This is a genomic window from Streptomyces sp. NPDC058619 (assembly GCF_042717785.1).
GTDB lineage: Bacteria > Actinomycetota > Actinomycetes > Streptomycetales > Streptomycetaceae > Streptomyces.
Window position 1 is genome coordinate 106122 of record NZ_JBHXQN010000003.1, and the last position, 23163, is coordinate 129284.

General features: G+C 73.2%; 19 protein-coding genes. 13 read left to right on the plus strand and 6 right to left on the minus strand.

Annotated features, from left to right (window positions below; all coding sequences use genetic code 11):
* Positions 1 to 38 precede the first annotated feature (38 nt).
* Entirely contained in the window at positions 39 to 1820 is a 1782-nt protein-coding gene (kstD, locus tag ACFWTC_RS04490; RefSeq protein ID WP_384026339.1) for a 3-oxosteroid 1-dehydrogenase, read from the minus strand.
* A gap of 280 nt (positions 1821 to 2100) precedes the next feature.
* Entirely contained in the window at positions 2101 to 3225 is a 1125-nt protein-coding gene (locus ACFWTC_RS04495; protein WP_383925190.1) for an aminoglycoside phosphotransferase family protein, read from the minus strand.
* A gap of 231 nt (positions 3226 to 3456) precedes the next feature.
* On the opposite strand from ACFWTC_RS04495, the gene ACFWTC_RS04500 reads away from it, so the two are divergent.
* Positions 3457 to 4953, plus strand: a complete 1497-nt coding sequence (locus ACFWTC_RS04500) for a hypothetical protein (protein ID WP_383925193.1) — start codon at positions 3457 to 3459, stop codon at positions 4951 to 4953.
* A 131-nt stretch (positions 4954 to 5084) separates the two neighbouring features.
* Here the strand turns inward: ACFWTC_RS04500 and ACFWTC_RS04505 are convergent, their stop codons facing one another.
* Entirely contained in the window at positions 5085 to 6521 is a 1437-nt protein-coding gene (locus ACFWTC_RS04505) for a PP2C family protein-serine/threonine phosphatase (RefSeq protein WP_384026336.1), read from the minus strand.
* Between the two features lie 567 nt (positions 6522 to 7088).
* Between ACFWTC_RS04505 and ACFWTC_RS04510 the strand changes: the two genes are divergently transcribed.
* Together ACFWTC_RS04510 and ACFWTC_RS04515 are read left to right on the plus strand one after the other, a co-directional pair.
* Positions 7089 to 9482 (plus strand): molybdopterin cofactor-binding domain-containing protein, encoded by a 2394-nt coding sequence (locus ACFWTC_RS04510; RefSeq protein ID WP_384026333.1) that lies wholly within the window; start codon positions 7089 to 7091, stop codon positions 9480 to 9482.
* Between the two features lie 20 nt (positions 9483 to 9502).
* Positions 9503 to 9958, plus strand: a complete 456-nt coding sequence (locus ACFWTC_RS04515) for a (2Fe-2S)-binding protein (protein ID WP_383925201.1) — start codon at positions 9503 to 9505, stop codon at positions 9956 to 9958.
* Between the two features lie 75 nt (positions 9959 to 10033).
* Here ACFWTC_RS04515 and ACFWTC_RS04520 read toward each other — a convergent pair whose 3' ends face one another.
* On the minus strand, positions 10034 to 10447 hold the full coding sequence (locus ACFWTC_RS04520) for an SHOCT domain-containing protein (RefSeq protein ID WP_383925203.1): 414 nt from the start codon (positions 10445 to 10447) through the stop codon (positions 10034 to 10036).
* 137 nt (positions 10448 to 10584) lie between these two features.
* Here ACFWTC_RS04520 and ACFWTC_RS04525 point away from each other — a divergent pair, with 137 nt between their 5' ends.
* Positions 10585 to 12525 carry an APC family permease gene (locus ACFWTC_RS04525; protein ID WP_384026330.1) on the plus strand — a complete coding sequence of 647 codons (1941 nt, stop codon included), beginning with the start codon at positions 10585 to 10587 and terminating at the stop codon, positions 12523 to 12525.
* A 59-nt stretch (positions 12526 to 12584) separates the two neighbouring features.
* Here the strand turns inward: ACFWTC_RS04525 and ACFWTC_RS04530 are convergent, their stop codons facing one another.
* Positions 12585 to 13820, minus strand: a complete 1236-nt coding sequence (locus ACFWTC_RS04530) for a PucR family transcriptional regulator (protein ID WP_383925209.1) — start codon at positions 13818 to 13820, stop codon at positions 12585 to 12587.
* Between the two features lie 169 nt (positions 13821 to 13989).
* Between ACFWTC_RS04530 and ACFWTC_RS04535 the strand changes: the two genes are divergently transcribed.
* From ACFWTC_RS04535 to ACFWTC_RS04570, 8 genes are all read left to right on the plus strand, one after another.
* On the plus strand, positions 13990 to 14550 hold the full coding sequence (locus ACFWTC_RS04535; RefSeq protein WP_384026327.1) for a TetR/AcrR family transcriptional regulator: 561 nt from the start codon (positions 13990 to 13992) through the stop codon (positions 14548 to 14550).
* 192 nt (positions 14551 to 14742) lie between these two features.
* Entirely contained in the window at positions 14743 to 14985 is a 243-nt protein-coding gene (locus ACFWTC_RS04540; protein ID WP_383925215.1) for a helix-turn-helix domain-containing protein, read from the plus strand.
* Positions 14986 to 15145: 160 nt separating this feature from the next.
* On the plus strand, positions 15146 to 15556 hold the full coding sequence (locus tag ACFWTC_RS04545; protein ID WP_383925218.1) for a hypothetical protein: 411 nt from the start codon (positions 15146 to 15148) through the stop codon (positions 15554 to 15556).
* Positions 15553 to 16350: a transcriptional regulator gene (locus ACFWTC_RS04550; RefSeq protein WP_383925220.1), complete on the plus strand. Its 798-nt coding sequence runs from the start codon at positions 15553 to 15555 to the stop codon at positions 16348 to 16350. Before ACFWTC_RS04545 ends, ACFWTC_RS04550 begins: the two co-directional genes overlap by 4 nt.
* 95 nt (positions 16351 to 16445) lie before the next feature.
* Positions 16446 to 16865 carry a roadblock/LC7 domain-containing protein gene (locus tag ACFWTC_RS04555; protein ID WP_383925223.1) on the plus strand — a complete coding sequence of 140 codons (420 nt, stop codon included), beginning with the start codon at positions 16446 to 16448 and terminating at the stop codon, positions 16863 to 16865.
* 126 nt (positions 16866 to 16991) lie between these two features.
* Positions 16992 to 17366 (plus strand): hypothetical protein, encoded by a 375-nt coding sequence (locus ACFWTC_RS04560; protein ID WP_383925226.1) that lies wholly within the window; start codon positions 16992 to 16994, stop codon positions 17364 to 17366.
* 204 nt (positions 17367 to 17570) lie between these two features.
* On the plus strand, positions 17571 to 21137 hold the full coding sequence (locus ACFWTC_RS04565; protein ID WP_384026324.1) for a CDP-glycerol glycerophosphotransferase family protein: 3567 nt from the start codon (positions 17571 to 17573) through the stop codon (positions 21135 to 21137).
* Between the two features lie 125 nt (positions 21138 to 21262).
* Complete coding sequence (locus tag ACFWTC_RS04570; protein WP_383925232.1) at positions 21263 to 21745, plus strand: VOC family protein; 483 nt, start codon at positions 21263 to 21265, stop codon at positions 21743 to 21745.
* Positions 21746 to 21833: 88 nt separating this feature from the next.
* Here ACFWTC_RS04570 and ACFWTC_RS04575 read toward each other — a convergent pair whose 3' ends face one another.
* Positions 21834 to 22556, minus strand: a complete 723-nt coding sequence (locus ACFWTC_RS04575) for an NAD-dependent deacetylase (protein ID WP_383925235.1) — start codon at positions 22554 to 22556, stop codon at positions 21834 to 21836.
* Positions 22557 to 22709: 153 nt separating this feature from the next.
* Between ACFWTC_RS04575 and ACFWTC_RS04580 the strand changes: the two genes are divergently transcribed.
* Positions 22710 to 23147, plus strand: a complete 438-nt coding sequence (locus ACFWTC_RS04580; protein ID WP_383925238.1) for a hypothetical protein — start codon at positions 22710 to 22712, stop codon at positions 23145 to 23147.
* Positions 23148 to 23163: the final 16 nt, after the last annotated feature.

The following is a 23163-nucleotide window of genomic DNA, read 5'->3' on the forward strand; positions in this document are numbered from 1 at the left end:
CTGCCGGGCCCGGCCGGAGCGGTACCCGTACGTCCGCGTCACGCGTCCGCGATGTCGTTCGCCGCCACGTAGCCGAACGTCATCGCCGGACCGATCGTCGAACCGGCCCCCGCGTAGCTGTGGCCCATCACGGCCGCGCTCGCGTTGCCCGCCGCGTACAGGCCCCGGATCACCGAACCGTCCGTCCGCAGGGCCCGGGCCCGCGCGTCCGTCACGATGCCGCCCTTCGTGCCCAGATCCCCGGGAACGATCCTGAACGCGTAGAACGGGGGCGCCCAGATCGGCGCCAGGCACGAGTTCGGGTGCACGTTCGGGTCCGTGTAGTAGTGGTCGTACGCCGTGTCCCCCCGGTGGAAGTCCGCGTCGTCGCCCGTCCGCGCCTGCGCGTTGAACCGGCCCAGCGTCGCCCGCAGGGCCGCCGCCGGGACCCCGATCTGGCCCGCCAGGGCGTCCCACGTCCAGGCCTTCTTCGCCGCACCCGACTCGTACCACGCGTCCGGGAAGGGGAACGTCGGCAGGATGTCCTTGAACAGGTACTTGTTGCGGTAGTTCTGGTCCACGATCAGCCATGCCGGGATGTGCGACCCGGGTGCGCCCCGGTCGCGGTCGTACATCACGTGCACCACATCGCTGTACGGAGCCGCCTCGTTGACGAACCGCGCGCCGTTGCGGTTCACGATCAGCCCGCCCGGCAGGGTCCGTTCGGCGAGGCAGAAGTACGGTTCCCCGGGCAGCGGGATCGACGGCCCCCACCACGCGTCGTCCATCAGCCCGAGCGCCGCCCCGGCCCGCTGCCCGGCCCGGATGCCGTCTCCCGTGTTCTCCTTCGCGCCCACCGACCACTGGGTGCCGATGGGCTGTTGCTGGTACTGCGCCCGCATCTGCGCGTTGTGCTCGAAGCCGCCCGAACCGACGATCACGCCCTTGCGGGCCCGTACGGTGCCCCGTACGCCGTCCTTCTCCACCACGACGCCCGTGACCGCGCCGCCCTCCTGGACCAGGTCCACGAGCGGGCTGTTCAGCCACACCGGCACCCCCGCCCGCTGGAGTCCGGCCCGCAGGCCCGCCGCCAGGGACTGCCCCATCGTCAGCGGCTTCTCCCCGCGCAGCGCCGCCTTCGTACCGCGCGCCAGGCACTCGGTGGACACCGCCAGGCCCTTCGCGCTCACCGCCGCGAGGTTCAGCCACTTGTAGTCCTGGCTGAACACCACCATTCCGGCCGGCACCGGCATGTACGCCGGGTTCAGGCGGGCCAGTTCGGCCCCCAGGACGTTCCCGTCGAGCTGGTCCGGCTCGATGGACCGGCCGTTCGGCAACCCGCCCGGCAGGTTGGGATAGTAGTCGCTGTAGCCCTCCATGAAGCGGAACCGCAGGGGGCTGTGGGCCATCACGAAGTCCAGCATCCGAGGCCCGTTGGACAGGAACGCCGCCTGCCGGTCGGCCGGGACCCCGGGCCCCACCACCGCAGCGAGGTACGTGGCCGCCTTCTGCGGGGTGTCCGGCACCCCGGCGCCCAGGATCACCGAGTTGTTGGGCAGCCAGATGCCCGCCCCGGACCGCGCCGCCGATCCGCCGAACGTCGGTGCCTTCTCCACCACCAGCACGCTCAGACCCCGCTTCGCGGCGGTGAGCGCGGCGGTCATCCCGGCGGCCCCGGATCCGACCACGACCACGTCGTACTCACCGAGCGGCGGGCCGTCGGCGGCCCGGGCGGCGGCCGGGAGCACGGTCGCGGCGAGCACGCCCGCGCCCGTCCCCGCGAGCACGGTCCGTCTGGAGGGGAGGCTTTCGGGGGAGGTGCGGGAAGCACTTGCGGACATGGGCGGGCTCCAGCGACGAGGGGGGAGGTCCGGCTCCAGCATGTCTGATGCTAAGTCAGAAAAGGTGTTCGGGGGATCATGTGATGTCAAGGCATGCGGCAGCCCGGACAGCAGCCCCGCACCCCCGCGCCCCGGCCCTTGCATGCCCCCCGGCCCTCGTGCCCGCCCCGGCGCGTGCCCGCCGCCGGGACCACCGTGCGCGCAGACGGGCGAAGCCCCGCGGCGGTGGGGGCCACGGGACTTCGCGTAGGTGGGACGGCCGGCGGGCGCCGACCACCGCTCAGCGGGTGCCGACCGCCGCCCGGACGGCCCTGCGGGCCATTCCGGCGTCGTCGTGCAGGCGGCGGAGCAGCAGCCGCTGCTCCTCCCCGGAGGAGAGGGCGCCCGCGGGCAGGGGCTGGGCCGCGGAGGTCGCCAGCATCGAGCGCTGGATGGCCGTCTCGGACATCCGGATCTCCCGGGTCAGCACCAGCATCAGGTTCACCAGGAAGGCGTCCCGGGCGGCCGGACCGGCGGACTGGGCGAGCCGGCTGATCTGCGCGCGGGCGGCCGGGGCGTCTCCCAGTACCGTCCACAGGGTTGCCAGGTCGTAGCCCGGCAGGTACCAGCCCGCGTGCTCCCAGTCGAGCAGTACCGGACCGGCCGGCGACAGCAGCAGGTTCGACAGCAGCGCGTCGCCGTGGTTGAACTGCAGCCCGGCGCCGGACTGCCGGGCACCGTGCAGCAGCTTCTGCAGGTCGCCGAGGTCCCGGTCGGTCAGCAGCCCCAGCTCGTAGTCACGGGCGATCCGCCGCGCGTAGTTCAGCGGGGTCCCGAACAGATCGGCCGGCGGACGCCACTGGTTGACCCGGCAGACCGCGCCCAGGGCCGCCCGCAGGTCGACCCGCGGCGGGGCCTCCACCGGGTGCCGCTGCAGCGCCGCGACCCGGCCCGCCATCCGCTCGACCACCAGGGTGCAGTTCTCCGGGTCGGCGGCGATCAGCCGCGGTACCCGGACCGGCGGGCGGTGCCGGACGAACGCCCGGTACGCCGCTATTTCGTGCCGGTACCGCTCGCGCCACTCGGGCGAGTGATCCAGTAAGACCTTCGCGACGGCGGTCATCCGTCCGGTCGTTCCCACCAGGAGGACCGAGCGGCCGCTGCGGCGCAGCACCTGCACCGGCGCGAACTCCGGACAGATCCGCTGCACCGAGGCGAGGGCGGTGCGCAGTTGCGCGCCCTGCGGTCCCGAGAGGTCGATTCTTCCACTCAGCGGCTGCGATCCGGTGCCCGGTAGCCGCCGGGCCCGTACGGCGCCCTGCACCGGGGCGGCCGGGCGGCCGGGTTCGAGGTAGGGGCCGCCGCCCGCCTGGAGCGTGCGGTGCGGCCGGACCGGTGCGGACACGGAGGTCGTTGCTGCGTACATGGCGTTACGGATCCCTTCGTGCGCCGACGGTTTACGTACGCCACCCCGCCGGATCCCGTGCTTCACCCTGGGGAGTTCCGCCGGTGAACCGGGTCGGGGAGGCGCATTCCTACCTGACACCCGGGCGTGGGTGGCGGACCACGAAGCGTGCCCTGGCGAAGCATGGCGAATAGCCGCTGGGCATCTGACGTCGGGTTAGTGTCAACTCAGCCGAGAACCTGGGGGCTTGACGTGAGCAAAGGTCCGAACACCCGCTTGAACGACTTGTTCGGCCTGGCCGGCTGGTCGAAGGGCGAACTCGCGAGGATGGTGAACCGGCAGGCGGCGGCCATGGGCCACCCCCAGCTGGCCACCGACACCTCACGGGTGCGGCGCTGGATCGACATGGGGGAATCCCCGCGCGAACCGGTTCCGACGGTACTGGCAGCACTGTTCACCGAGCGGCTCGGTCGTGTCGTGACCATCGAGGACCTCGGGTTCGTACGGCAGCGGCGCTCCGCCAGACGGCAGCCGGACGGGGTTCAGGAGAACCCCGACGGGATGCCCTGGGCGCCCGAACGCACAGCCGCGGTCCTCACCGAATTCACGGGAATGGACCTCATGCTCAACCGACGCGGTCTGATGGGCGCGGGCGCCGTGCTCACCGCCGGCTCCGCCCTCACCAACGCCATGCACGACTGGCTCCACGCCGACCCGGCCCTCGCCAAGCAGGCGGCGGGCTTCGGGGAGGCCTTCCAGGCCGACCCCGCGAGCTACGACCGCTACGAGGCTGCCCCGATCGGCTCCGAGGAGATCGAGGCCCTGGAACGCTCGGTGGACGTGTTCCGCGCCTGGGACGCCTCCAGAGGCGGCGGACTCCAGCGCAAGGCCGTGGTGGGCCAGCTCAACGAGGTGGGCGGGATGCTCGCCTACCACCATCCCGACCACCTCCAGCGAAGGCTCTGGGGGGTGGCGGCCAACCTGGCGGTCCTCGCCGGCTGGATGTCCCACGACGTGGGCCTGGAACCCACCGCGCAGAAGTACTTCGTCATCGCCGCGCACGCCGCCCGGGAGGGCGGTGACCGGCCGCGCGCGGGCGAGGCGTTGTCCCGGGCCGCCCGCCAGATGGTCCACCTCGGCAAGCCGAACGAGGCCCTCGACCTGATGAAGCTGGCGAAGTCCGGCTCCGGAGAGCAGACCCTCCCGCGCACCCGCGCCATGCTGCACACCGTCGAGGCGTGGGCGCAGGCGGCCATGGGCAAGGGCCAGGCCATGCGCCGCACGCTGGGGGAGGCCGAGGAGCTGTTCGTCTCCGACAAGGGCGACGTGCCGCCGCCGAGCTGGATGCAGCACTTCGACGAGGCCGACCTGCACGGCATGCAGGCCCTGGCGTACCGGACGCTGGCCGACCACGACGCCTCGGCGGCGCCGGTCGCCGCCCGGCACGCCAAGGAGGCCCTGCGCCTGCGCGGCGAGGGCTACCAGCGCTCGCAGATCTTCGACTACATCTCGCTGGCCTCGGCCTGCTTCATCGCGGACGATCCGGAGCAGGCCGACCGCTACGCCCGGCTCGCCCTGGTGTCGATGAACGAGACCTCCTCGCACCGCACCTGGGACCGGCTGCGCGAGATGTACCGGCTCACGGGCCAGTACGCCGGGTACCCGAGCATCGAGGACCTCCGCGAGGAGATCGAGCGCGCCCTCCCCGACAGCCCCCCGCCGCGCAGCCCGCGCGGTACGGAGGTGTAGGAGGGAGGTGTAGCCCTTCACCGCGCCCCTCCGGTCCCCCCGCACCGCGTACGGAGACGAGAAGGGCCGCGCCGGTCGGCGCGGCCGCGAAGCCCGTGCGGGTACTCTCCTTCGTGCCGTCCGCCCGTCGGCTATCCGCCGACCCGGGCCACGAGCAGGCAGGCGCCGTCCTCGCGCCCGCCCTCGCCGAACTCCTCGATCACCAGCCGGAGGCACTCCTGCGCCGTCCGGGCCGCCGAGAACCGGGGTGCGAGGGCAAGGAGCCGCTCGGTACCGTCCGCGCGGCTGAAGTCGAAGCCGCGCGCGGTCAGTCCGTCCGTGTGCAGGACGAGCACGTCGCCCGGCTCGACGTGTTGCTCGGCCTGCCCGTACGCGGCTCCGGACGTCGCGCCGAGCAGCACGCCCTCCGGCGGCCGCAGGGAGCGGCCCGTACCGCCGCGGAAGAGAAGGGGAGCGGGGTGACCGGCCTGCGCCCAGGACAGGACGCGGCGCGCGGGGTCGTAGCTGCAGCACACGGCCGAGCCGAGCGCGGGCTGGACGGAGCTTTCGAGGAGTTGGTTGAGCCAGCCCATCAGGGGGCCGGGCTCGATCCCGGCCATCGCCATGCCGCGCAGGGCGCCCAGCATCATCGCCATTCCGGAGGTGGCGGTGACCCCGTGTCCGGTCAGGTCGCCGACGGTCAGCATCGAACGGCCGCCGGGGAGTTCGAGGGAGTCGTACCAGTCGCCGCCGATCAGGTCCCTCGTCGCGGACGGCAGGTAGTGCGCGGCCACGTCCAGGGTGTCGGGGGTGCCGGGGGGCGGTCGCAGGGAGCCGCGCCACGGGGGGAGCACGGCCTCCTGCAGTTCGACCGCCAGCCGGTGCTCGGTCCGCGCGATCTCCTGCCGGCGCTGGAGGCTGTCGTGCGACTCGGTCACGGCGCGCCGGCTGCGGCGCAGTTCGCTCACGTCCCGGAGCACCGCCCACAGGGAGGCGGTGCAGCCGTCGGGGTCGAGGACGGGCTCTCCCCTCATGTGCAGGGTCCGGACCCGGCCGTCGGCCCGGACGATGCGGAACTCCCCGTCGATCGGACGGCCGTCCACGAGGCAGGCGGTGACCCAGGCGGTGAGCAGCGGCTGGTCCTCGGAGAACAGGGTGGAGCCCAGTTCGTCGAGGGGGAGCGGGCCGGACCCGGGGGGGCGGCCGAAGATCTGGAACAGTTCGTCGGACCAACTGACCTCGTCGGTCAGCAGGTTCCACTCGGCGGTGCCGACACGGGTCCGACGCTCCCCGGCGCCGGCGCCGGTGCTCGCTCCGGTCACCGTATCCGGGTGCTCGACGGGTTCGGGGGCGGGCGGCAGGCCCTCTTTGAGCTGGCCGAGGTGCCGGCCGAGGTCGTCGAGGTGGTGCACGGCGAGGTCGCACAGGGCGCGCTGCCAGCGGCCCCGGGCGTCGTCGTCGTGCACGACGGTGTCGCGGCGGACCGCGTCCACGTCTCCCCGGAGGCGGCGGGTCTGCGAGATCAGGGCGTCCACCGACCCGGGTTCGGGGGGCTGCGCGGAGCGGTCCGCGAAGAGGTGGGACGGCATGAGCACTCCGATACAGGCGCGGCACGGCCAAGTCTGATGGAAGGACCGGTAACGACTGTGGCACAGGCCACGACGGCGTGTAAGTCGTTTGGCAACATCCGTCCACCTCTTGCTTCCGGCATATGCCCGAGGCCATCCGGGACTCCCGCGCTGTACGAACGAATCCGGTCAGTGGCGTCCGGAGCCCCTTCCGCCGCCTCCGGACGGGCCGTGCTCGCCACCGGCCGGGCGCGCGTGCGGTTCCGGGCCCCCGGGGCCCCGGAGAGCGGGCCGCCGGCGGCCGGGAAATCCGGCCAGGCGCCGGCCGGGGGTCGATCGTACGGCCGAGGCGTGCGAGGTGGCGGCCCCCCCGATCCACCCGTACGGGCCGCTGGTCAACGCGGCGCCCGCGGGGCCCCGATCGGATGGCCCGCGCCGCGGTCCGCGCCGGCCGGCCGCCCGTCGCGCCGGCCGGCCGGGCGGTCCCCCGGCCTTCCCAGCCCCACCCGTGATCGCTACGCTACGTGTCGGTAATGAACGGGGGAGGTCCGCGCGGGCGGGCCCACGCAGGGCTGGGGACACCACGACATGACCGGGCAGCGCGGGACCGCGGGACGGCGCCACACCGCCGGGGAGGGCGACGCGGCGGGGGACGGCCGCGCGTCCGGGCAGCCCGGGGCGACCGGGGAGGACGCCGTCGGGGAAGGGGCAGCCGGGGAGGGCCCGGCCGGGGAGGGTGCTGCGGGGGAGGGCACCGCCGGGGCAGGGCGGGCCGCCGGGCGGAGCCGCCGCTCGTTCCTCACCTGCCTCGTGGCGGCGCCGACCCTCGCCCTGGTGACCCGCGCCGGTGCCGACGTGCTCGCGCCGCAGCCCGCCCACGCCGTGGTGCCGTCGCTGCCCGCCGTCGCCGACCTGGTGGACCTGGGCGACCTGTTCATCCTGGCCGGCGCCCCCACCTCCGCCCTGCTGGCCCTCGCCGTCGACGCCGACGGCACCGTCCGCTTCCGGCTGCCGCGCGAGGAGGTCGGCCAGGGCCTCACCACCGCCGTGGCCATGCTCGTCGCGGAGGAGCTCGACGCGCCGCTGGCCTCCGTACGCGTGGAACTGGACGACGCGCGGCCCGAGCTGCTCTTCAACCAGCTCACGGGCTCGTCCAACTCCGTCCGCTCCCTCTACGGCCCGGTCCGCCAGTGCGCCGCGACCGCCCGGGCCCGCCTGGTCGCCGCCGCGGCCCGGCGCTGGGGCCTCACCCCGTCCTCGCTGACCACCGCGGACGGCGCCGTCCGCGCCCCCGACGGCCGCACCGCCGGCTACGGATCCCTCGCCGCGGACGCCGCCGACCCCGGCCTCGTCGTGCTCGGCGCCACCCCCAAGAAGACCGCCCGGCACACCCTGGTCGGCAGGCCCACCAACCGGGTCGACGCCCGCGCCATGGTCACCGGCACCCTCCGGTACACCCTCGACCTCGACGTACCCGGCGCCAAGCCCTGCGTGGTGCGCCGCCCGCCCACCCTCGGCGGCGGCGTCCGCGCCGTCGTCAACCTCGCCGCCGTCAGGGCCATGCCCGGCGTACTGCACGTGGTGACCGTGCCGACCGGGGTCGCCGTCGTCGCCGAGACCTTCGGCCAGGCCCTCGACGCCAAGGCCGCGCTCCAGGTCACCTGGGGGCCGGGCCCCGCCGACGGGCTCTCCGACGCGCAGGTGCGCACGAAGCTGCGCGCCGCCACCCCGCCGCTGCTGGTGCCGCCGCTGCTGACCCCGTACGTGGACGCCGAGTTCGACTTCGCCTTCGTCAGCCACGCCCCGATGGAGACCAACTCCGCCATCGCCGACGTCCGTGAGGACCGCGCCGAGATCTGGTCCGGGCTCAAGTCCCCGATCGTGGCCCGCCAGACCATCGCCGCCGACCTCGGGCTGCCGCTCGACAAGGTCGACGTGCACGTGGTCCAGGCCGGCGGCTCCTTCGGCCGGCGGCTCTTCTTCGACGCCGCGCTGGAGGCGGCCCGGGTCTCGAAGGCCTGCCGCCGCCCCGTGAAGCTGATGTGGACCCGCGTCGACGACACCCGGCACGGCCGGATGCGCCCCGCCACGCACCACAAGATCCGCGCCACCCACCTGCTGGGCGAGGTGCTCAGCTTCGAGCACCGGGTCGCCGCCGCCGAGACCGACTTCCGGCACGGGCTGGGCGAGATCATCACCGCCACCGCGGCGAACCTGCCGCTCGGCCTCGGCAACGCCACCCTCGCCCAGACGCTCTTCCTCACCACGGTCAAGTCCCCGTACCACTTCGGGCTCACCACCCAGGCACTGACCGAGGTGCCCACGGGGGTCCCCACCGCCTCCTGGCGCTCGGTGTACTCCGCCAACACCCGCGGCGCCGAGGAGATCATGGTCGACGAACTGGCGGCGGCCACCGGCCGGGACCCCTACCGCTTCCGCCGGGCCTTCCTGAAGAACGACGCCCAGCGCGCGGTCCTGGACAAGGTGGCGGCAGAGGGCGGGTGGGGCCGGCCGATGGGGGCGGGGCGGGCCCAGGGCATCGCCTTCCACGAGGAGTACAAGTCGCGCACCGCGTGCCTGGTGGAGATCGACACCCGCGATCCCGAGCACGTGCGCGTCACCAAGGCGGTCATCGCGGTGGACGTGGGCCTGCCCGTCAACCCGCGCGGGCTGGAGGCCCAGATGATCGGCGGTCTCACCGACGCCGTCTCGACCACCCTGCGGGCCGGGCTGCACCTGGACAAGGGGCTGCCGCTGGAGGGCAGTTACAGCCAGTTCCACTGGGCGAAGCAGCGCGACACCCCGCTGGACGTACGGGTCTTCGTCCTGCCGGCCACCGGCGAGGAGCCGGGCGGCGCGGGTGAGCTCGGGGTACCCGCCGCGGTCGGTGCCATCGCCAACGCGTGGGCCCGGGCCACCGGTTCCAAGCCGCGCAGCTTCCCCCTCGACTTCGACGTCGACTTCACCCCCTACCCCCGCTAGTCGGAGCCAGGAGCCACGCCGTGCCCTCGCACACCTTCACCGTCAACGGGCGGAGCGTCACCGTGGACGCGCCCGACGACCTGCCCCTGCTGTGGGTGCTCCGCGACATGCTGGGCGTCAACGGCCCCAAGTACGGCTGTGGCGTCGACGTCTGCAAGGCGTGCACGAGCCACCTCGACGGCGTCGACGTCCGCCCGTGCGTCGTGCCCGTCTCGGCCTGCGCCGGGAGGACCGTCACCACGATCGAGGGGCTGGCTGACGGGGACGACCTGCACCCCGTGCAGGAGGCCTGGCTCGAACAGGACGTCGCCCAGTGCGGTTTCTGCCAGCCCGGACAGATCATGGCGGCCGTCGCGCTGCTGAAACGCACCAGCGCCCCCACCGACGAGGACATCGACGCCATCGCCAACATCTGCCGCTGCGGCACGTACTTCCGCATCCGGGAGGCCATCCGCAGCGCGGCCGCCAGGATGTGAGCGGAGCTGCGGCGCGCGCGGGCCCGGGCCGGAGCGTTCGTCGCCGCTCCGGCCCGGGCCCGTGGAGTCGTGGAGTCAGCCAAGGAGCTTCTGCTTGGCCCTCTGGAACTCCTCCTCGCTCAGGTCGCCCTTCGCCTTCAGCTCGGAGAGTCTGACCAGGTCGTCCGCGCCCGCCCGGCCGGGATCCTTCGCGGTCTCCCGGATGTAGGTGTTGAAGGCGTCCTGGCGTTCCTGCGCGTGCTGGACCTCGCGCTTGCCCATGTTCTTGCCGCGGGCGATCACGTACACCAGCACGCCGAGGAACGGGATGAGGATCAGGAACAGGAGCCACAGGGCTTTGAGCCACCCGCTCATCTCGTGGTCGCGGAACACGTCCACGATGACGCGGAAGAGCAGGATCAGCCACATGACCCACAGGAAGATCCACATCACGGTCCAGAACGCGCCCAGCACCGGGTAGTCGTAGGCCAGGTAGACAGATCGGTCCATGGCCGTCCTCCTTCCGTACCCGATCACCATCGCAGCGCCCGTTCAAGATCGCCACTGGCCGCGGACGGGGCGGGTTCGCGGCATGACACAGGCATCAGACCGCCATGAACCCCTGCCAAATGGACGATCATCCTCGAATGAGGCGTATCCATGCGAAACGCGTGCTGGTCGGGGAGCCCCTTGACACCGCGCGCCTGGGCGAGACCCTGCTGCCCAAACGGCTCGCCCTGCCGATCTTCTGCAGCGACCCGCTCTCCTCCGTGGCCTACGCCACCGAGGAGATCCTGCTGATCCTCGCCCTCGGCGGAGTCGCGCTGCTCCACCTCACCTGGTACGCGGCAGCCGCCATCGTGTTCCTCCTCGTGGTGGTTATCGCCTCCTACCGTCAGACCTGCCACGCCTACCCCGGGGGCGGCGGGGCGTACGTCGTCAGCGCGGAGAACCTCGGACCCACCGCCGCCCTCACCGCCGCGAGCGCCCTGCTCGTCGACTACGTGATGACCGTCGCGGTCTCCGTCGTCTCCGGCGTCGCCGCCATCACCTCCGCGGTCCCCGCGCTGCACGACCACGAGGTGGTCCTCTCGGTCTCCTTCGTCGCGCTGCTGACCCTGATGAACCTGCGCGGCGTCCGGGAGTCGGGGCGGGTGTTCGCCATCCCCACATACGGCTTCGTCCTCGTCATCTACGTCATGTTCGCGTTCGCCGCCGTCCGGCTGGCGACCGGCGAGACCATCCGCGCCGAATCCGCAGGCCTCCCCATCACCCCGGAGGGCACCTACACCGGCCTGGCCCTGGTGTTCCTCGCCATGCGCGCCTTCGCCTCCGGCTGTACGGCCCTCACCGGTGTCGAGGCGATCAGCAACGGCGTACCCGCCTTCCAGAAGCCCAAGGCCAGGAACGCGGCGACCACCCTCGCCGCGATGGGCGTGCTCTCGGTGACGATGTTCGTCGGTATCACCGTCCTCGCCATGTCGTACCAGGTGCACGTGGCCGCCGACCCCACGGAACTGGGACTCGCCCCCGGCACCCCGACCTCCACCGCCCTCGCCCAGATCGGCCGGGCCACCTTCGGGAGCTGGCACTTCCTCTTCTACCTGCTCCAGGCCGTCACCGCCGGCGTGCTGATCCTCGCCGCGAACACCGCCTTCAACGGCTTCCCGATGCTCGCCTCGATCCTGGCCCGGGACCGGTACGCGCCCCGCCAGCTCTTCAACCGCGGTGACCGGCTCGTCTACTCCAACGGCGTCGTGCTCCTCGCGCTCGCCGCCATCGCGCTCATCGTCGCCTTCGACGCCGAACTGACCCGCCTGATCCAGCTCTACATCATCGGCGTCTTCGTCTCCTTCACCCTCTCCCAGTCGGGCATGGTCCGGCACTGGCGCAAGGAGCTCGCCTCGCCCGCCACCCCGCGCGAGGAGCGCGTCCACATCCACCGCCGCCTCGCCATCAACGCCGTGGGCGCCGTGATGACCGCGCTGGTCCTCGTCATCGTGCTCCTCACCAAGTTCACGCACGGCGCCTGGCTGGTCGTCATCGCCATGCCGCTGCTCTTCCTCGGCATGAAGGGCGTGCGCCGCCACTACGACCAAGTCGCCCGGCAGGTCGCCGTCGCACCCGACGCCAGACCGCGCAAGCCCGCCCGCCACCACGTCCTGGTGCTGGTCGCCTCCATGCAGGCCCCGACGCTCAAGGCCCTCGGCTACGCGCAGGGCCTGCGCCCCGACAGCCTGACGGCGGTCACCGTGGCGGCCGACGAGGAGGACGCCGCCCGGCTCCGCGAGGCCTGGGCCGCCCACGACCCGGGGATCACCCTGAAGATCCTCCACTCGCCGTACCGCGAGGTGGTGGGACCGGTCCTGGCGTACGTACAGGAACTGGCCGCCGGCGACGCCACGGGCGTGCTGTCGGTGGTGATCCCGGAGTACGTGGTGGGCCACTGGTGGGAGCAGCCCCTGCACAACCAGAACGCGCTGCGGCTCAAGGCGCGGCTGCTGTTCACGCCGGGCGTCGCGGTGATCGACGTGCCGTACCTGTCGGAGTCCGCCCGGCCGCTGGAGCGGGTGCGCGACGAGGGCTGAGCGGGGGCCGGGCCGACCCGTGCCGGACGAGGGCCGGACGCGGCCCGGGCCCGCCGGTGTCAGGAGGCCGGGCCGCCGCCCCCGCGCCGCCCGTGGCCCGGCGGATTCGGCCGGGACGCGGCGCCCTCCGCGCCGCCCCGCTGGACGACCGCCGCGTGGGCCAGGGCCAGTTCCACCACGTGCGCCGGGTCGGAGAGGGCGCGGCCGGTGAGCTGCTCCAGGCGGCGCAGCCGGTTCGAGACCGTGTTGCGGTGGCAGTACAGCCGCTGGGCGGCGTGCGTCGTCGAGCCCCGGCAGGCCAGCCAGGTGCCGAGGGTGGTCAACAGCACCCGGCGGTCCTCGGCGGGCAGCGCCAGTACCGGACCCAGCACCACCTGGCGGAGCCGGCCCGCGAGTTCGCCCTGGGAGGCGACCAGCGCCGCCGGCAGCCGCTCGTCGAGCAGGGCGGTGCGCGGGCCGCCCGACGCCGGGGCGGTGCGCAGGGCCAGGGCCGCCAGCCGGTGCGCCCGGGCCACCTCGGCCGGAGCCTCCACGACCGGGCTGACCCCCGCCCGCACCCCGAGGGGCGCCAGCAGGTCCCGTACGGATTCCAGCGGGTGGTGGCCCAGCTGCACCAGGCCGCTCTCCCCGTCCGCGCGGACCCGCCACAGCACGCGCGGCGCACCGGCGGCCCCGGGTCTCGGGCCCGCGGCGTCGGCGCTCCCGGCGGCCAGTACGACCACGGCGAAGCGGCCGCGCTCCGGTAGCCCCAACTGGGCCGCGGCCTCGGAGGCGGCGGGCCCGTCCACGGCGGCCGCGCCGTCCAGCAGTGCGTCGAGCAGGGCCGCACGGCGCTCCCGGTCGCGGTCGGTGCGGGCGGCCTCCGTGGTCCGGTACGACTCGGCGACGGCGTCCGTCATCTGGTCCAGTACGTCCCACAGCGCCGTCGCGCCCGGCAGCAGCCGGGGGAGCGCGGCCCGGTCGTGCGCGGTGACCGCCTCGGTGAGGGTCAGCCAGAGCAGCCGCCCGCCCCGGCGGTAGGTGCGCAGCAGGGAGGCGAGCGGCAGCCCCTGCTCGGCCCGGAGCGTCCCGGTGGCCCGCGCGTCGGTCAGCTCGACCGGTAACCCTCGGGAGCTGCGGACCAGGCCGTCGACGGCCTGGCGGAGGTTGCGGTGGATGCGCTCGCGCAGTTCGGCCCGGCCGAGCAGGGCGGCGTAGGCGGGGTCCTCGGCCAGCGTCCGCTCGGCGAGCCGGTCCGCGGCCGCGGCGAGCCGGCGGGACAGGTCCTCGCGTATCTCCTCGATGATCCGCTCCATGACGGGCAGCCTGACACGGGGGAGGGGGCGGTGGGGAGGGCCGGGACGCGGTGCATCCGCTACCGTGACCGAAGCACTGCACATGCAGTGCTCACCGCGCTGCGCGCCGCCGCCCGCCCGGCGTTTCCCGCGTCGGGCCCCGCAGCGGCACCGATCCCGAGGACGACCCATGCGCCAGAATCCGGAGCGCCGCGCCGCACTGCTCGACGCCGCGATCGAAGTCCTGGCGCGCGAGGGCTCGCGCGGACTGACGCTGCGCGCGGTGGACGCGGAGGCGGGCGTACCGACGGGCACCGCGTCGAACTACTTCGCCAACCGGGCGCAGCTCCTCGTACAGATCCTGCACCGCACGCGCGAGCGACTGGTCCCCGACCCCGTCGACCTCGGCGGCCCGCTGGACACGACGGTGCTGCTCGGGCAGCTCCTGGACCGGATGCGCCGCGAGCGGAGCGTGCACGTCGCGTCCCTGGAACTGCGGCTGGAGGCCACGCGGCGGCCCGAACTCCAGGCCGAACTGGCCAGGTTCCAGGGGGCCGAGCTGGAGGCCAACGTCGCCTGGCACCTGGAGTCGGGCCTGCCGGGGGACCGGCAGGGCGTGGTCCTGCTGTACCTCGCGATGCTGGGGCTGATCGTGGACGACCTGACCGTGCCCGCCCTGCTGGAGCCCTATCCGGTGGAGGCGCTCATCCGGGCGATGGCCGAGCGGCTCCTCCCGGAGGGTGGTGCGTAAGTGACGCGTGGGATCTGGGAGTTCGATGGGGAGGGAGGGGCCGGAGGGGCACCTCGAGGGCCCCGGAGCGGCACGCACCGGCCGGACGGGCGGTGATCTTATGCTCAGGTTTACGCGAGTCAGCTGGTGTTGGAGCCGGTGAAGGACTTTGATGGGGCGGCCAGGCCTCGTACCGGAGCAGGGGGATCACTCATGCGCACCGAACACAGCCAGAAGGACACCACGCCCACTCTGATCGGTTCCGTGCAGCGCGCGCTGCGCCTCGTGGAAGCGATGCACGCGGAGAACGGGGCGACGGCCAAGCGCCTCGCGCGGGTCACCGGCATCCCGCTGCCCACCGTCTACCACCTGCTGCGCACCCTCAGCCACGAGGGCTACGTGCGGCACGAGGGAGGGTCGTTCCGGCTCGCCGACGATCTTCCGCTCGCTTCCTGATCAGAAGGCGACGGGTTCCGGCCAAGCAGCTACACGCTTCGGCGCATGTTCCAGCGGAAAATGCCAGAACGCCTTTTCGCCCTGCGGAAGTTGAGTAGGTTCCCTCCTGTCGCGCCGTACGACCGTGCACCCCGCACGTCCGGCCGGGAGGGGAGCCCGCGTGCCCGGGATCGACGAATGCCTGCTCGAAGCCATGGCCCTGCCTGGTGCGCGGGGGGCCGCGCTGGTCGACTGGAGCAGCGGACTGGCCCTCGGCACCGCCGGGGACTCGCCCGTGGGCGACCACGAGACCACCGCCGCCGAGACCGCCGAGCTGGCCCGGGCCGCCGCCGAGTACGAGTCGTTCGCCCCGTCCGAGTCCGAGCAGATATCCGGCGGCGGAGCACCTTGCGGCCCGCCCGTGGAAGACCTGATCGTCACCACCCGCACCGGCTACCACGTGCTCCGCTTCGTCGAGACCAGCTTCGACAGCAGCGTATTCCTCCACCTCTGGCTGGACCGCGCCGAGGGCAATCTCGCCCTCGCCCGGCACAGACTCCGCAGCCTGGCCGAGGAGCTGGTGCTCAGATGACCGCCCCCGCGCCGGTGCCGCTGCCGGCCCCGATGACCGCCGTCTCCCCGCTCCTCACCCGCCTCGCCGCCGAGCGCGCCACCGGCGCCCTGCTCCGCGACCGCGGCACCCTCTTCCTGGAGGACGGCCGGATAGTCCACGCGGAGAGCCCTGCCACACCCGGCCTCGACGTCCTGCTCACCACCGGCGGCGGCCTCGCCCCCGAGCGCTGGCGCGAGGCCCTGGACCGGGCCGGCGCCCGCCGCCAGGTCGCCCGCTTCCTCGTCGACAGCGGCGGGCTCGCGGGGGGCGAACTGGAGATCTGCCACCTCGCCGCGATCTTCGACGCCGCCTTCTTCGCACTGTCCCCCGGCAGCGGCCCCTCCCGGTTCCGCCGCGGGGCCACCCACTGGATCGGCTCCGTGCGCTCCGTCCCGGCCGCAGCCGTCGAGCGCGAGACCCGCCGCCGCCGGGAACTGCTCGACGCGGTCTGGCCCTACCCGCTGCTGGACACCGCCCCGGTGGTACCCCGGGCCGCCGCGCCCGGCCAGACGGTCACCCCCCGCCAGCGCCTCCTGCTGCACCAGGCCGACGGCGTCCGCACCCCCGCCGACCTCGCGTGGGTGCTGGGGCGGCCCGCCTTCCACACGCTCCTCGACGTACGGCGCCTCGCGGCGGCCGGCCTCGTCGACACCCCGCGCGCCGCGGCCCCCGCCCCGGTCGCGGAACCACTGCCCGACTGGATGACCCAGGCCCAATCCCCGGACGTGGCACTGCTCCGCCGGTTACGCGACGCACTGGAGGCAAGCCTGTGAGGCTCCCGCTGCGACCGGCCCTTCGCGCCGACCGCTCCGAGCGCAGGCTGCCCGAGAGGCAGCCCGAGGGGCCGTCCGAAAGGAGAAAGGCCGACATGAGCACGGTGCCCGCCGAGGCGGAGGCCGAGATACTCGCAGAGCTCCGCAGGCTCCGGGCCCGCGTTCCCCAGCTCACCGGGGCCCTCGCCGCGAGCGCCGACGGCCTCGTGCTGGCGCACGACAGCGCCGCCACCGAGGCCGAGACGGTGGCCGCCCTGACCGCGGCCGCCCTCGGGGTGGCCCAGCGGCTCAGCGACAGCACCGGCCAGGGCGTGTTCCGCGAGCTGCTCGTGCGCGGGGAACACGGATACGTGGCGACGTACGCGGCGGGAGAGGCCGCCGTGCTGACCCTGCTCGCGGAGCCGCGCGTCAACGTCGGGCGCCTCCACCTGGAGGCCCGGCGCTCCAGCCTGCGCATAGCCGACCTCATAGCCCACAGCCTCGGACGGCGGGGCCCCGGCAGCCCGCCGGCGTAGCCCCGACGCCGGCGGCGCCGCGCCCGTCCGGCCCCGAACCCGCACCTGCGCACACCCCTGCACCCGCACCGCGACAGCCGTACACCTCGAAACAGCTCACCAGCGAACCAGAAAGAGGAACCCCACATGGCCAACGTGGAGACCGCACTCAAGGAAGCGACCACTACGATCGAGGGCGCGATCGGCGCCGCCCTCGTCGACTACGGCAGCGGCATGGCCCTCGGCACCGTCGGCGGCGGCAAGGACCTGGACCTTGCCGTCGCCGCCGCGGGCAACACCGACGTCGTGCGCGCCAAGGTCCGCACGATGGAGATGCTCGGACTGAACGACGACATCGAGGACATCCTGATCACCCTCGGAGGGCAGTACCACCTCATCCGGCTGCTGAAGGGTCGGGGCACCACGGGTTTCTTCCTGTACCTGGCCCTCGACCGGGGCCGGGCGAACCTCGCGATGGCCCGCCACCAGCTGAAGAAGATCGAGAACGAGCTGGAGGTCTGACCCGCGAGCCCGTCCCGGACCTGCTCCGGTGGCCTTCGTCAAGGTGGCGGGCGGCTTAATTCTTTGCCGTCCGCCCCGACGATCAGCCAGGATATGTCCAAGATGGTGGGATTTTATGAATCTGTTACAGAGTAGGATGCTGTAATCAGCCGATCATCGATAAAGCATAAAACGCTGGAGAATTCGCCACCCATGCCCCCGCGCTTGAGCATCGTCGTCCCCGTCTACAACGTCGAGCTCTACCTCGACGAGTGCCTGGAGTCCCTTGCCGCTCAGACCTTCACCGACTTCGAGGCCATCCTCGTCGACGATGGATCCACGGACACCAGTGCTGTCATAGCGAAGGCGTTCGCCGCGCGGGACAAGCGCTTCCGGGTCGTCATGCAGGAGAACGCCGGCCTCGGTGCCGCCCGCAACGTGGGCGCCCGGCACGCCGACGAGGACAGCGAGTACCTGGCCTTCGTCGACAGTGACGACACCATGCCCACGTACGCGTACGAGCGGCTCATCGCGGCCCTCGACGAGACGGGTTCGGACTTCGCGGGCGGCAACGTCAAGCGCTTCCGCTCCGTCGGCATGCAGCAGTCCTGGGGCCACCGGGCGGCGTTCGCCAAGACCCAGCTGAAGACCCACATCTCCAAGTTCCCGGCGCTGGTCACCGACCGCACCGCGTGGAACAAGGTCTACCGGCGCAGCTTCTGGAACGAGCACGGCTTCCAGTACCCGGAGGGCATCCTCTACGAGGACGCCCCGGTCAGCATCCCCGCGCACTACTTCGCGTCCAGCGTCGACATCATCAGCGACTGCGTCTACCACTGGCGCGTCCGCGAGACCGGCGAGCGCTCCATCACCCAGCGCTCCACCGACCCGGTCTCCCTGATCGACCGCGTGACCTCCGTACGCCTGGTCCGCGAGGCCCTCAAGGGCAAGGAGGGCGCCAAGTACGCCCGCTACCTGCGCGACTACGACTACAACGTGCTGAGCGAGGAACTGCCGCTCATCTACAAGTACGTCGGCGAGGGCGGGCAGGACTTCCGTGACGCGTTCGTCAAGGAGGTCGGCGGTCTCGTCCGCGAGATCGGCACCGGCCCCTGGTCCGACCTGACCGTGGCCGACCGCCTGAAGGCGTTCCTGGCCCGCGAAGGCCGCGTCGAGGACTTCATCGCCCTCCAGGACCACCAGCGGGACTACCACTACAGCGTCCCGGTCAAGGGCCTCGCCCGTCCGCAGGCGGACTACCCCTTCCTCCAGGGCCGCCCGCCCGTGCCCCCCAGGATCCTCACGCTCGGCCCGCGCGAGCGCCGCGTCGTCAGCCGCCTCGAGCAGGCCGTCTGGGCCGACGGCAAGCTGCTCCTGCGCGGCTACGCCCTGCCCGGCCACCTCGGCGCCGAAAGCCGCCTGGGCTCCCGCAAGATGCTGGTGTTCCGCGAGGGCGGCAAGCGCCGCCGCTCCGTCGTCAGCGCCCGTACGGTCGCCTCCCCGATGGCCTCCGTCAACTCCCCGCACCTGGCCCTGCGCCACGCGGACTGGGCCGGCTTCACCGCCGTCGTCGACCCCTCGATCTTCCAGTCGGGCGGCACCTGGCGCGACGGCGTCTGGACCACCTCCGTCGCAGTGACCGGCGCCGGCGGCCTGCACCGCGCCCGGCTGCGGGGCGGCGAGCACGACACCGGCCAGAACCCGCCCGCGCACTGGGTCGCCCCCGACGTGCGCATCCTGCCGGTCGTCTCCGGTTCCCTCACCATCCAGGTCGAGACCGTGCGCGCCCGCGCGCTGGACGTCCGCCCGGCCGGTGAGGACGCCCTGGAGATCGTCGGCGAACTCGCCGCCGAAGTGGGCGCCGACGCCACCCTGCGGGCCGTCCACACCACCACCGCGACCACCCTGTCCTTCCCGCTGGAGACCTCCGCCGCCGCGGGCGGCCGGGTCCCCTTCACCGCGCGCGTCCCGCTGGCCGGGCTCGCCGCCGTCCCGGACGCCGAGTGCCTGCCCGGCGAGTGGACCCCGCAGCCCTGGACCCTGACGGTGGTCGGCGCCGACGGCACCGAGCACCCGCTGGCCCACGACGAGCGCGGCGACTTTTCCGGCCTCGTTGTTCCGCTGCCCGGCGGCGGCTCCGGACGCTCCCTGTTCGCCAAGCGCGGCAACACCGGCCACCTGATCCTCTCCGCGCAGCCCTCGCCGCCGCTGGTCGACGGGGTCACCGCGAAGGACGGCGCCATCACCCTGCGCGGCCGCTTCCTCGCACCGACCGACGAGCCGTACGAGCTGGTCCTGCACAACGTGCACGGCGTCGAGTTCAGCTACCCGGTCACCCGCGACGGGGACGCCTTCGAGACCACCTTCGTCCCCGCCCTCCCCGAGGCGTACGCGGGCCGCACCACGCTGCCCGAGGGCCGCTGGTGGCCCACGCTGCGCCCGGTCGCGCAGGGCGGAACCACCGCCGGCCTGCTCGGCGTCGACCGCGGCGCCCCGGTGCAGATGGGCCCCGGCCTGCTCTTCGCCGGTCCCCACCCGCTCACCGTGCAGGGCCGGCGGATGCGCGTCGAGACCCGTTTCCACGACCGCATGGTGCTCGTCTCGGACCCGCTGCTCAGCCCGCACGACCGCTCCAACTTCGCCCAGCGTGTGGCCCGTTACGAGACCTACCCGGCTCAGCGCGCCCTCCCGCTCAAGGACATGGTCGTCTACGACACGTTCCAGGGGAACGGGGCCGGCGACTCGCCGCGCGCCATCCACGAGGAACTCCTGCGCCGCGGCGAGAAGCTGGAGCACATCTGGCTCGTCCGCGACGGCCGCGCCGAGGTCCCCGAGACGGCCCGCGCCGTCCAGTACGACAGCGTCGAGTCCTGGGACGTGCTGGCCCGGGCCCGCTACTACGTGGTGAACTCGAACGTGCCGCGGAACTTCCTGCGCCGCTCCGGCCAGACCGTGGTCCAGACGTGGCACGGTACCCCGATCAAGCAGATCGGCCACGACTACGTCCACGACTACTACACGAGCCCCGAGGTGCTGGAGGGCCTGGAGCACGACAGCGCCCAGTGGACGCTGCTCGCCTCTCCGAGCTCGTACGCCACTCCGCTCCTCAAGCGCGCCCTCGGCTACACCGGCGAGGTCGTCGAGTCCGGCAGCCCGCGCACGGACGCGCTGGTCAAGCCCGACCCGGAGCGGGTCGCCGAGGTGCGCCGCCGGCTCGGCCTGCCCGAGGGCAAGAAGGTCGTCCTGTACATGCCGACCTGGCGGGAGAACCGCGAGGGCTTCTCCGGCGGCTACAAGCTGGACCTGAACATCGACCTCGACGAGGCCCGTCGCGAGCTCGGCGAGGACCACGTCCTGCTGGTCCGCGGCCACCACAACGTGGGCGAGCAGGTCCGCGAGGGCGTCCGTGACGGATTCGTCATCGACGTGTCGCGCTGGCCCGACGCCACCGACCTGCTGCTGGTCGCCGACGTGCTGATCTCTGACTACTCCTCCGCGATCTTCGACTTCGCGGTGACCGACCGGCCGATCCTGCTCTTCACGTACGACCTGGAGCACTACCGGGGCACGCTGCGCGGCTTCAACTTCGACTTGGAGGAGAAGGCGCCCGGCCCGCTGCTCGCGGACTCGGCGAGCCTGATCGCGGCCGTCCGCAACGCGGAGTCCGTCGCGGCCGAGTACGCCGGGGCGCGGGCGGCGTTCCGCGCCGAGTTCTGCGACCTCGACGACGGCGCCGCCGCGAAGCGGGTCGTCGACCGCATGCTCGGCGTCACCGGGACGCCCGGGAAGTAACCCGTACGAGCGAATTCCAGGCTGGACACAGACCGGCCCCGGGCCCACCGATGAGATGCGGGCCCGGGGCCGGTCTCTATGTGAGGACGGGTACGCACCGCCCGCACAACGGCCTGGAGGCAGTCATGACCAGCAAGGGTTTCACCACGTGCCTGTGGTTCGACGGCAACGCGGAACAGGCGGCCGACTTCTACCTCTCCGTCTTCAAGGACGGGAAGCTCGGGCGGATCGGCCGCTACACAGAGGCGGGCCCCGGGCCGGCGGGCACGGTGATGGTCGTCGAGTTCGAGATCAACGGGCAGCAGTTCATCGGCCTCAACGGCGGCCCGCAGTTCCCCTTCACGGAGGCCGTCTCCTTCCAGATCCGCTGCGCCGACCAGGCCGAGGCCGACCACTACTGGGAGGTGCTCACGCGGGACGGCGGACAGGAGGGGCCCTGCGGCTGGGTCAAGGACAGGTTCGGGCTCTCGTGGCAGGTCACCCCGGTCGAGGCCATCGAGCTGATCGCCGACCCGGACCCGCAGCGGGCCGCCCGCGCGACTGCCGCCATGATGCAGATGAAGAAGCTCGACGTGGTGCAGATGCGCCAAGCCGCCGACGCCACCTGACCCCCGCCCCGACGCCCCGCGCCCCCGCTCCGCCGCCCGCGGACGCACGGTCCGCGGGGGCGCGGGGCGTGGGTGCGGCGGCCGGGTGTCAGGCGATGCGGGCGAGCAGGGCCGGGAGGGCCGTGCCGATGGGGTCGCGGATCACCTCGTCGGCGAGGGAGTCGTACGGGGTCTCCTCGGCGTTCACGATGATCAGCCGGGCGCCTGCCCCGGCGGCCATGCCGGCCAGCGAGGCGGCGGGCTGGACCTGGAGGGTCGATCCGACGGCGATGAACACCTGGCACCCCTTGGCCACCGCCATCGCCCGCCCCAGCACCTCCGGGTCGAGCCGCTGGCCGAACATCACCGTCGCCGCCTTCAGGATCCCGCCGCAGGCCGGGCAGTCGGGATCCGGTTCCCCCGCCGCGACCCGGGCCAGCGCCTCGTCCATGCCCGACCGGGCGGCGCAGCCCGTGCACACGACCGACCGGGCGGTCCCGTGCAGCTCGAACACCTTGCGGTCCGGAATCCCGGCGAGCTGGTGCAGCCCGTCCACGTTCTGGGTGATGACCCGCACCGGGGTCCCGCCGCGCTCCAGCTCCGCCACCGCCAGGTGCGCGGCGTTGGGCCGCGGCCCGAGCGCCCCGATCTCGGCCCGCATCAGCCAGGACCGGCGCCGGACCTCCGGATCGGCCATGTAGTAGGCGTAGGTCACGAGCTTTTCGGCCCCGGGGTCCCGCCGCCACAGGCCCTGCGGGCCCCGGTAGTCCGGAATCCCGGAATCGGTGGACATCCCTGCCCCACTGAACACGGCGACGAGCGGCTTTCCCATGGGCCGACCCTACGTACGGGGCCCGGCCGCCCGCGACCGCATTACCGGGCCGGGGGCCGGGTTCCGGGCGCTCCGGTGAATCCCGCCCCCCACAGGAGTGAGTCCGGGCCGCGCCCCTCCCGGCGGACCCGCCCCGGCGGCTACAAACCGGACATGAGACTCATGCCGTACGGCCCCCGCTCCGCCCTGCTCCTCGTCCTGCTCGCGCTGCCGGCGGCCCTGTCCTGCGGACCCGCCCTCGCCGCCCCGCCGGACCGGGCGGCCGCCCGGCACCACACCGCCACCCAGATCAGCCGGTTCCTGACCTCCTTCTACGGCGACCACGGCCCCACCGCGTACGACCGCGAGTACCGGGTCTCGCAGGTGCTGAAGGACAAGCAGGCGGCGATCCCGGATGCGGACGTCCTGCTCTGCTCCCAGAACCGGCCGCTGGACGTCGCCATCGGCCCCGTCACCGTGGCCCAGTCGGCGGGGGTCGGCTGGGCCACCGTCACGACCCACTGGTCGGCCGGCGCCACCGACACCTTCACCGCGTACGTGCGCCTGGACTCCCTCCCCATCCGGCTCGACGACGTGATCTGCGCGGGCTGACCTCCGTGCCGCGGCC

Coding starts and splice junctions, on each gene's coding strand:
- ACFWTC_RS04540 (WP_383925215.1), top strand. CDS start 14,743: ATGCGCACCGAACACAGCCAGAAGGACACCACGCCCACTCTGATCGGT.
- ACFWTC_RS04495 (WP_383925190.1), bottom strand. CDS start 3,225: ATGTACGCAGCAACGACCTCCGTGTCCGCACCGGTCCGGCCGCACCGC.
- ACFWTC_RS04505 (WP_384026336.1), bottom strand. CDS start 6,521: ATGCCGTCCCACCTCTTCGCGGACCGCTCCGCGCAGCCCCCCGAACCC.
- ACFWTC_RS04530 (WP_383925209.1), bottom strand. CDS start 13,820: ATGGAGCGGATCATCGAGGAGATACGCGAGGACCTGTCCCGCCGGCTC.
- ACFWTC_RS04570 (WP_383925232.1), top strand. CDS start 21,263: ATGACCAGCAAGGGTTTCACCACGTGCCTGTGGTTCGACGGCAACGCG.
- ACFWTC_RS04580 (WP_383925238.1), top strand. CDS start 22,710: ATGAGACTCATGCCGTACGGCCCCCGCTCCGCCCTGCTCCTCGTCCTG.
- kstD (WP_384026339.1), bottom strand. CDS start 1,820: ATGTCCGCAAGTGCTTCCCGCACCTCCCCCGAAAGCCTCCCCTCCAGA.
- ACFWTC_RS04535 (WP_384026327.1), top strand. CDS start 13,990: ATGCGCCAGAATCCGGAGCGCCGCGCCGCACTGCTCGACGCCGCGATC.
- ACFWTC_RS04520 (WP_383925203.1), bottom strand. CDS start 10,447: ATGGACCGATCTGTCTACCTGGCCTACGACTACCCGGTGCTGGGCGCG.
- ACFWTC_RS04550 (WP_383925220.1), top strand. CDS start 15,553: ATGACCGCCCCCGCGCCGGTGCCGCTGCCGGCCCCGATGACCGCCGTC.
- ACFWTC_RS04555 (WP_383925223.1), top strand. CDS start 16,446: ATGAGCACGGTGCCCGCCGAGGCGGAGGCCGAGATACTCGCAGAGCTC.
- ACFWTC_RS04575 (WP_383925235.1), bottom strand. CDS start 22,556: ATGGGAAAGCCGCTCGTCGCCGTGTTCAGTGGGGCAGGGATGTCCACC.
- ACFWTC_RS04560 (WP_383925226.1), top strand. CDS start 16,992: ATGGCCAACGTGGAGACCGCACTCAAGGAAGCGACCACTACGATCGAG.
- ACFWTC_RS04510 (WP_384026333.1), top strand. CDS start 7,089: ATGACCGGGCAGCGCGGGACCGCGGGACGGCGCCACACCGCCGGGGAG.
- ACFWTC_RS04525 (WP_384026330.1), top strand. CDS start 10,585: ATGAGGCGTATCCATGCGAAACGCGTGCTGGTCGGGGAGCCCCTTGAC.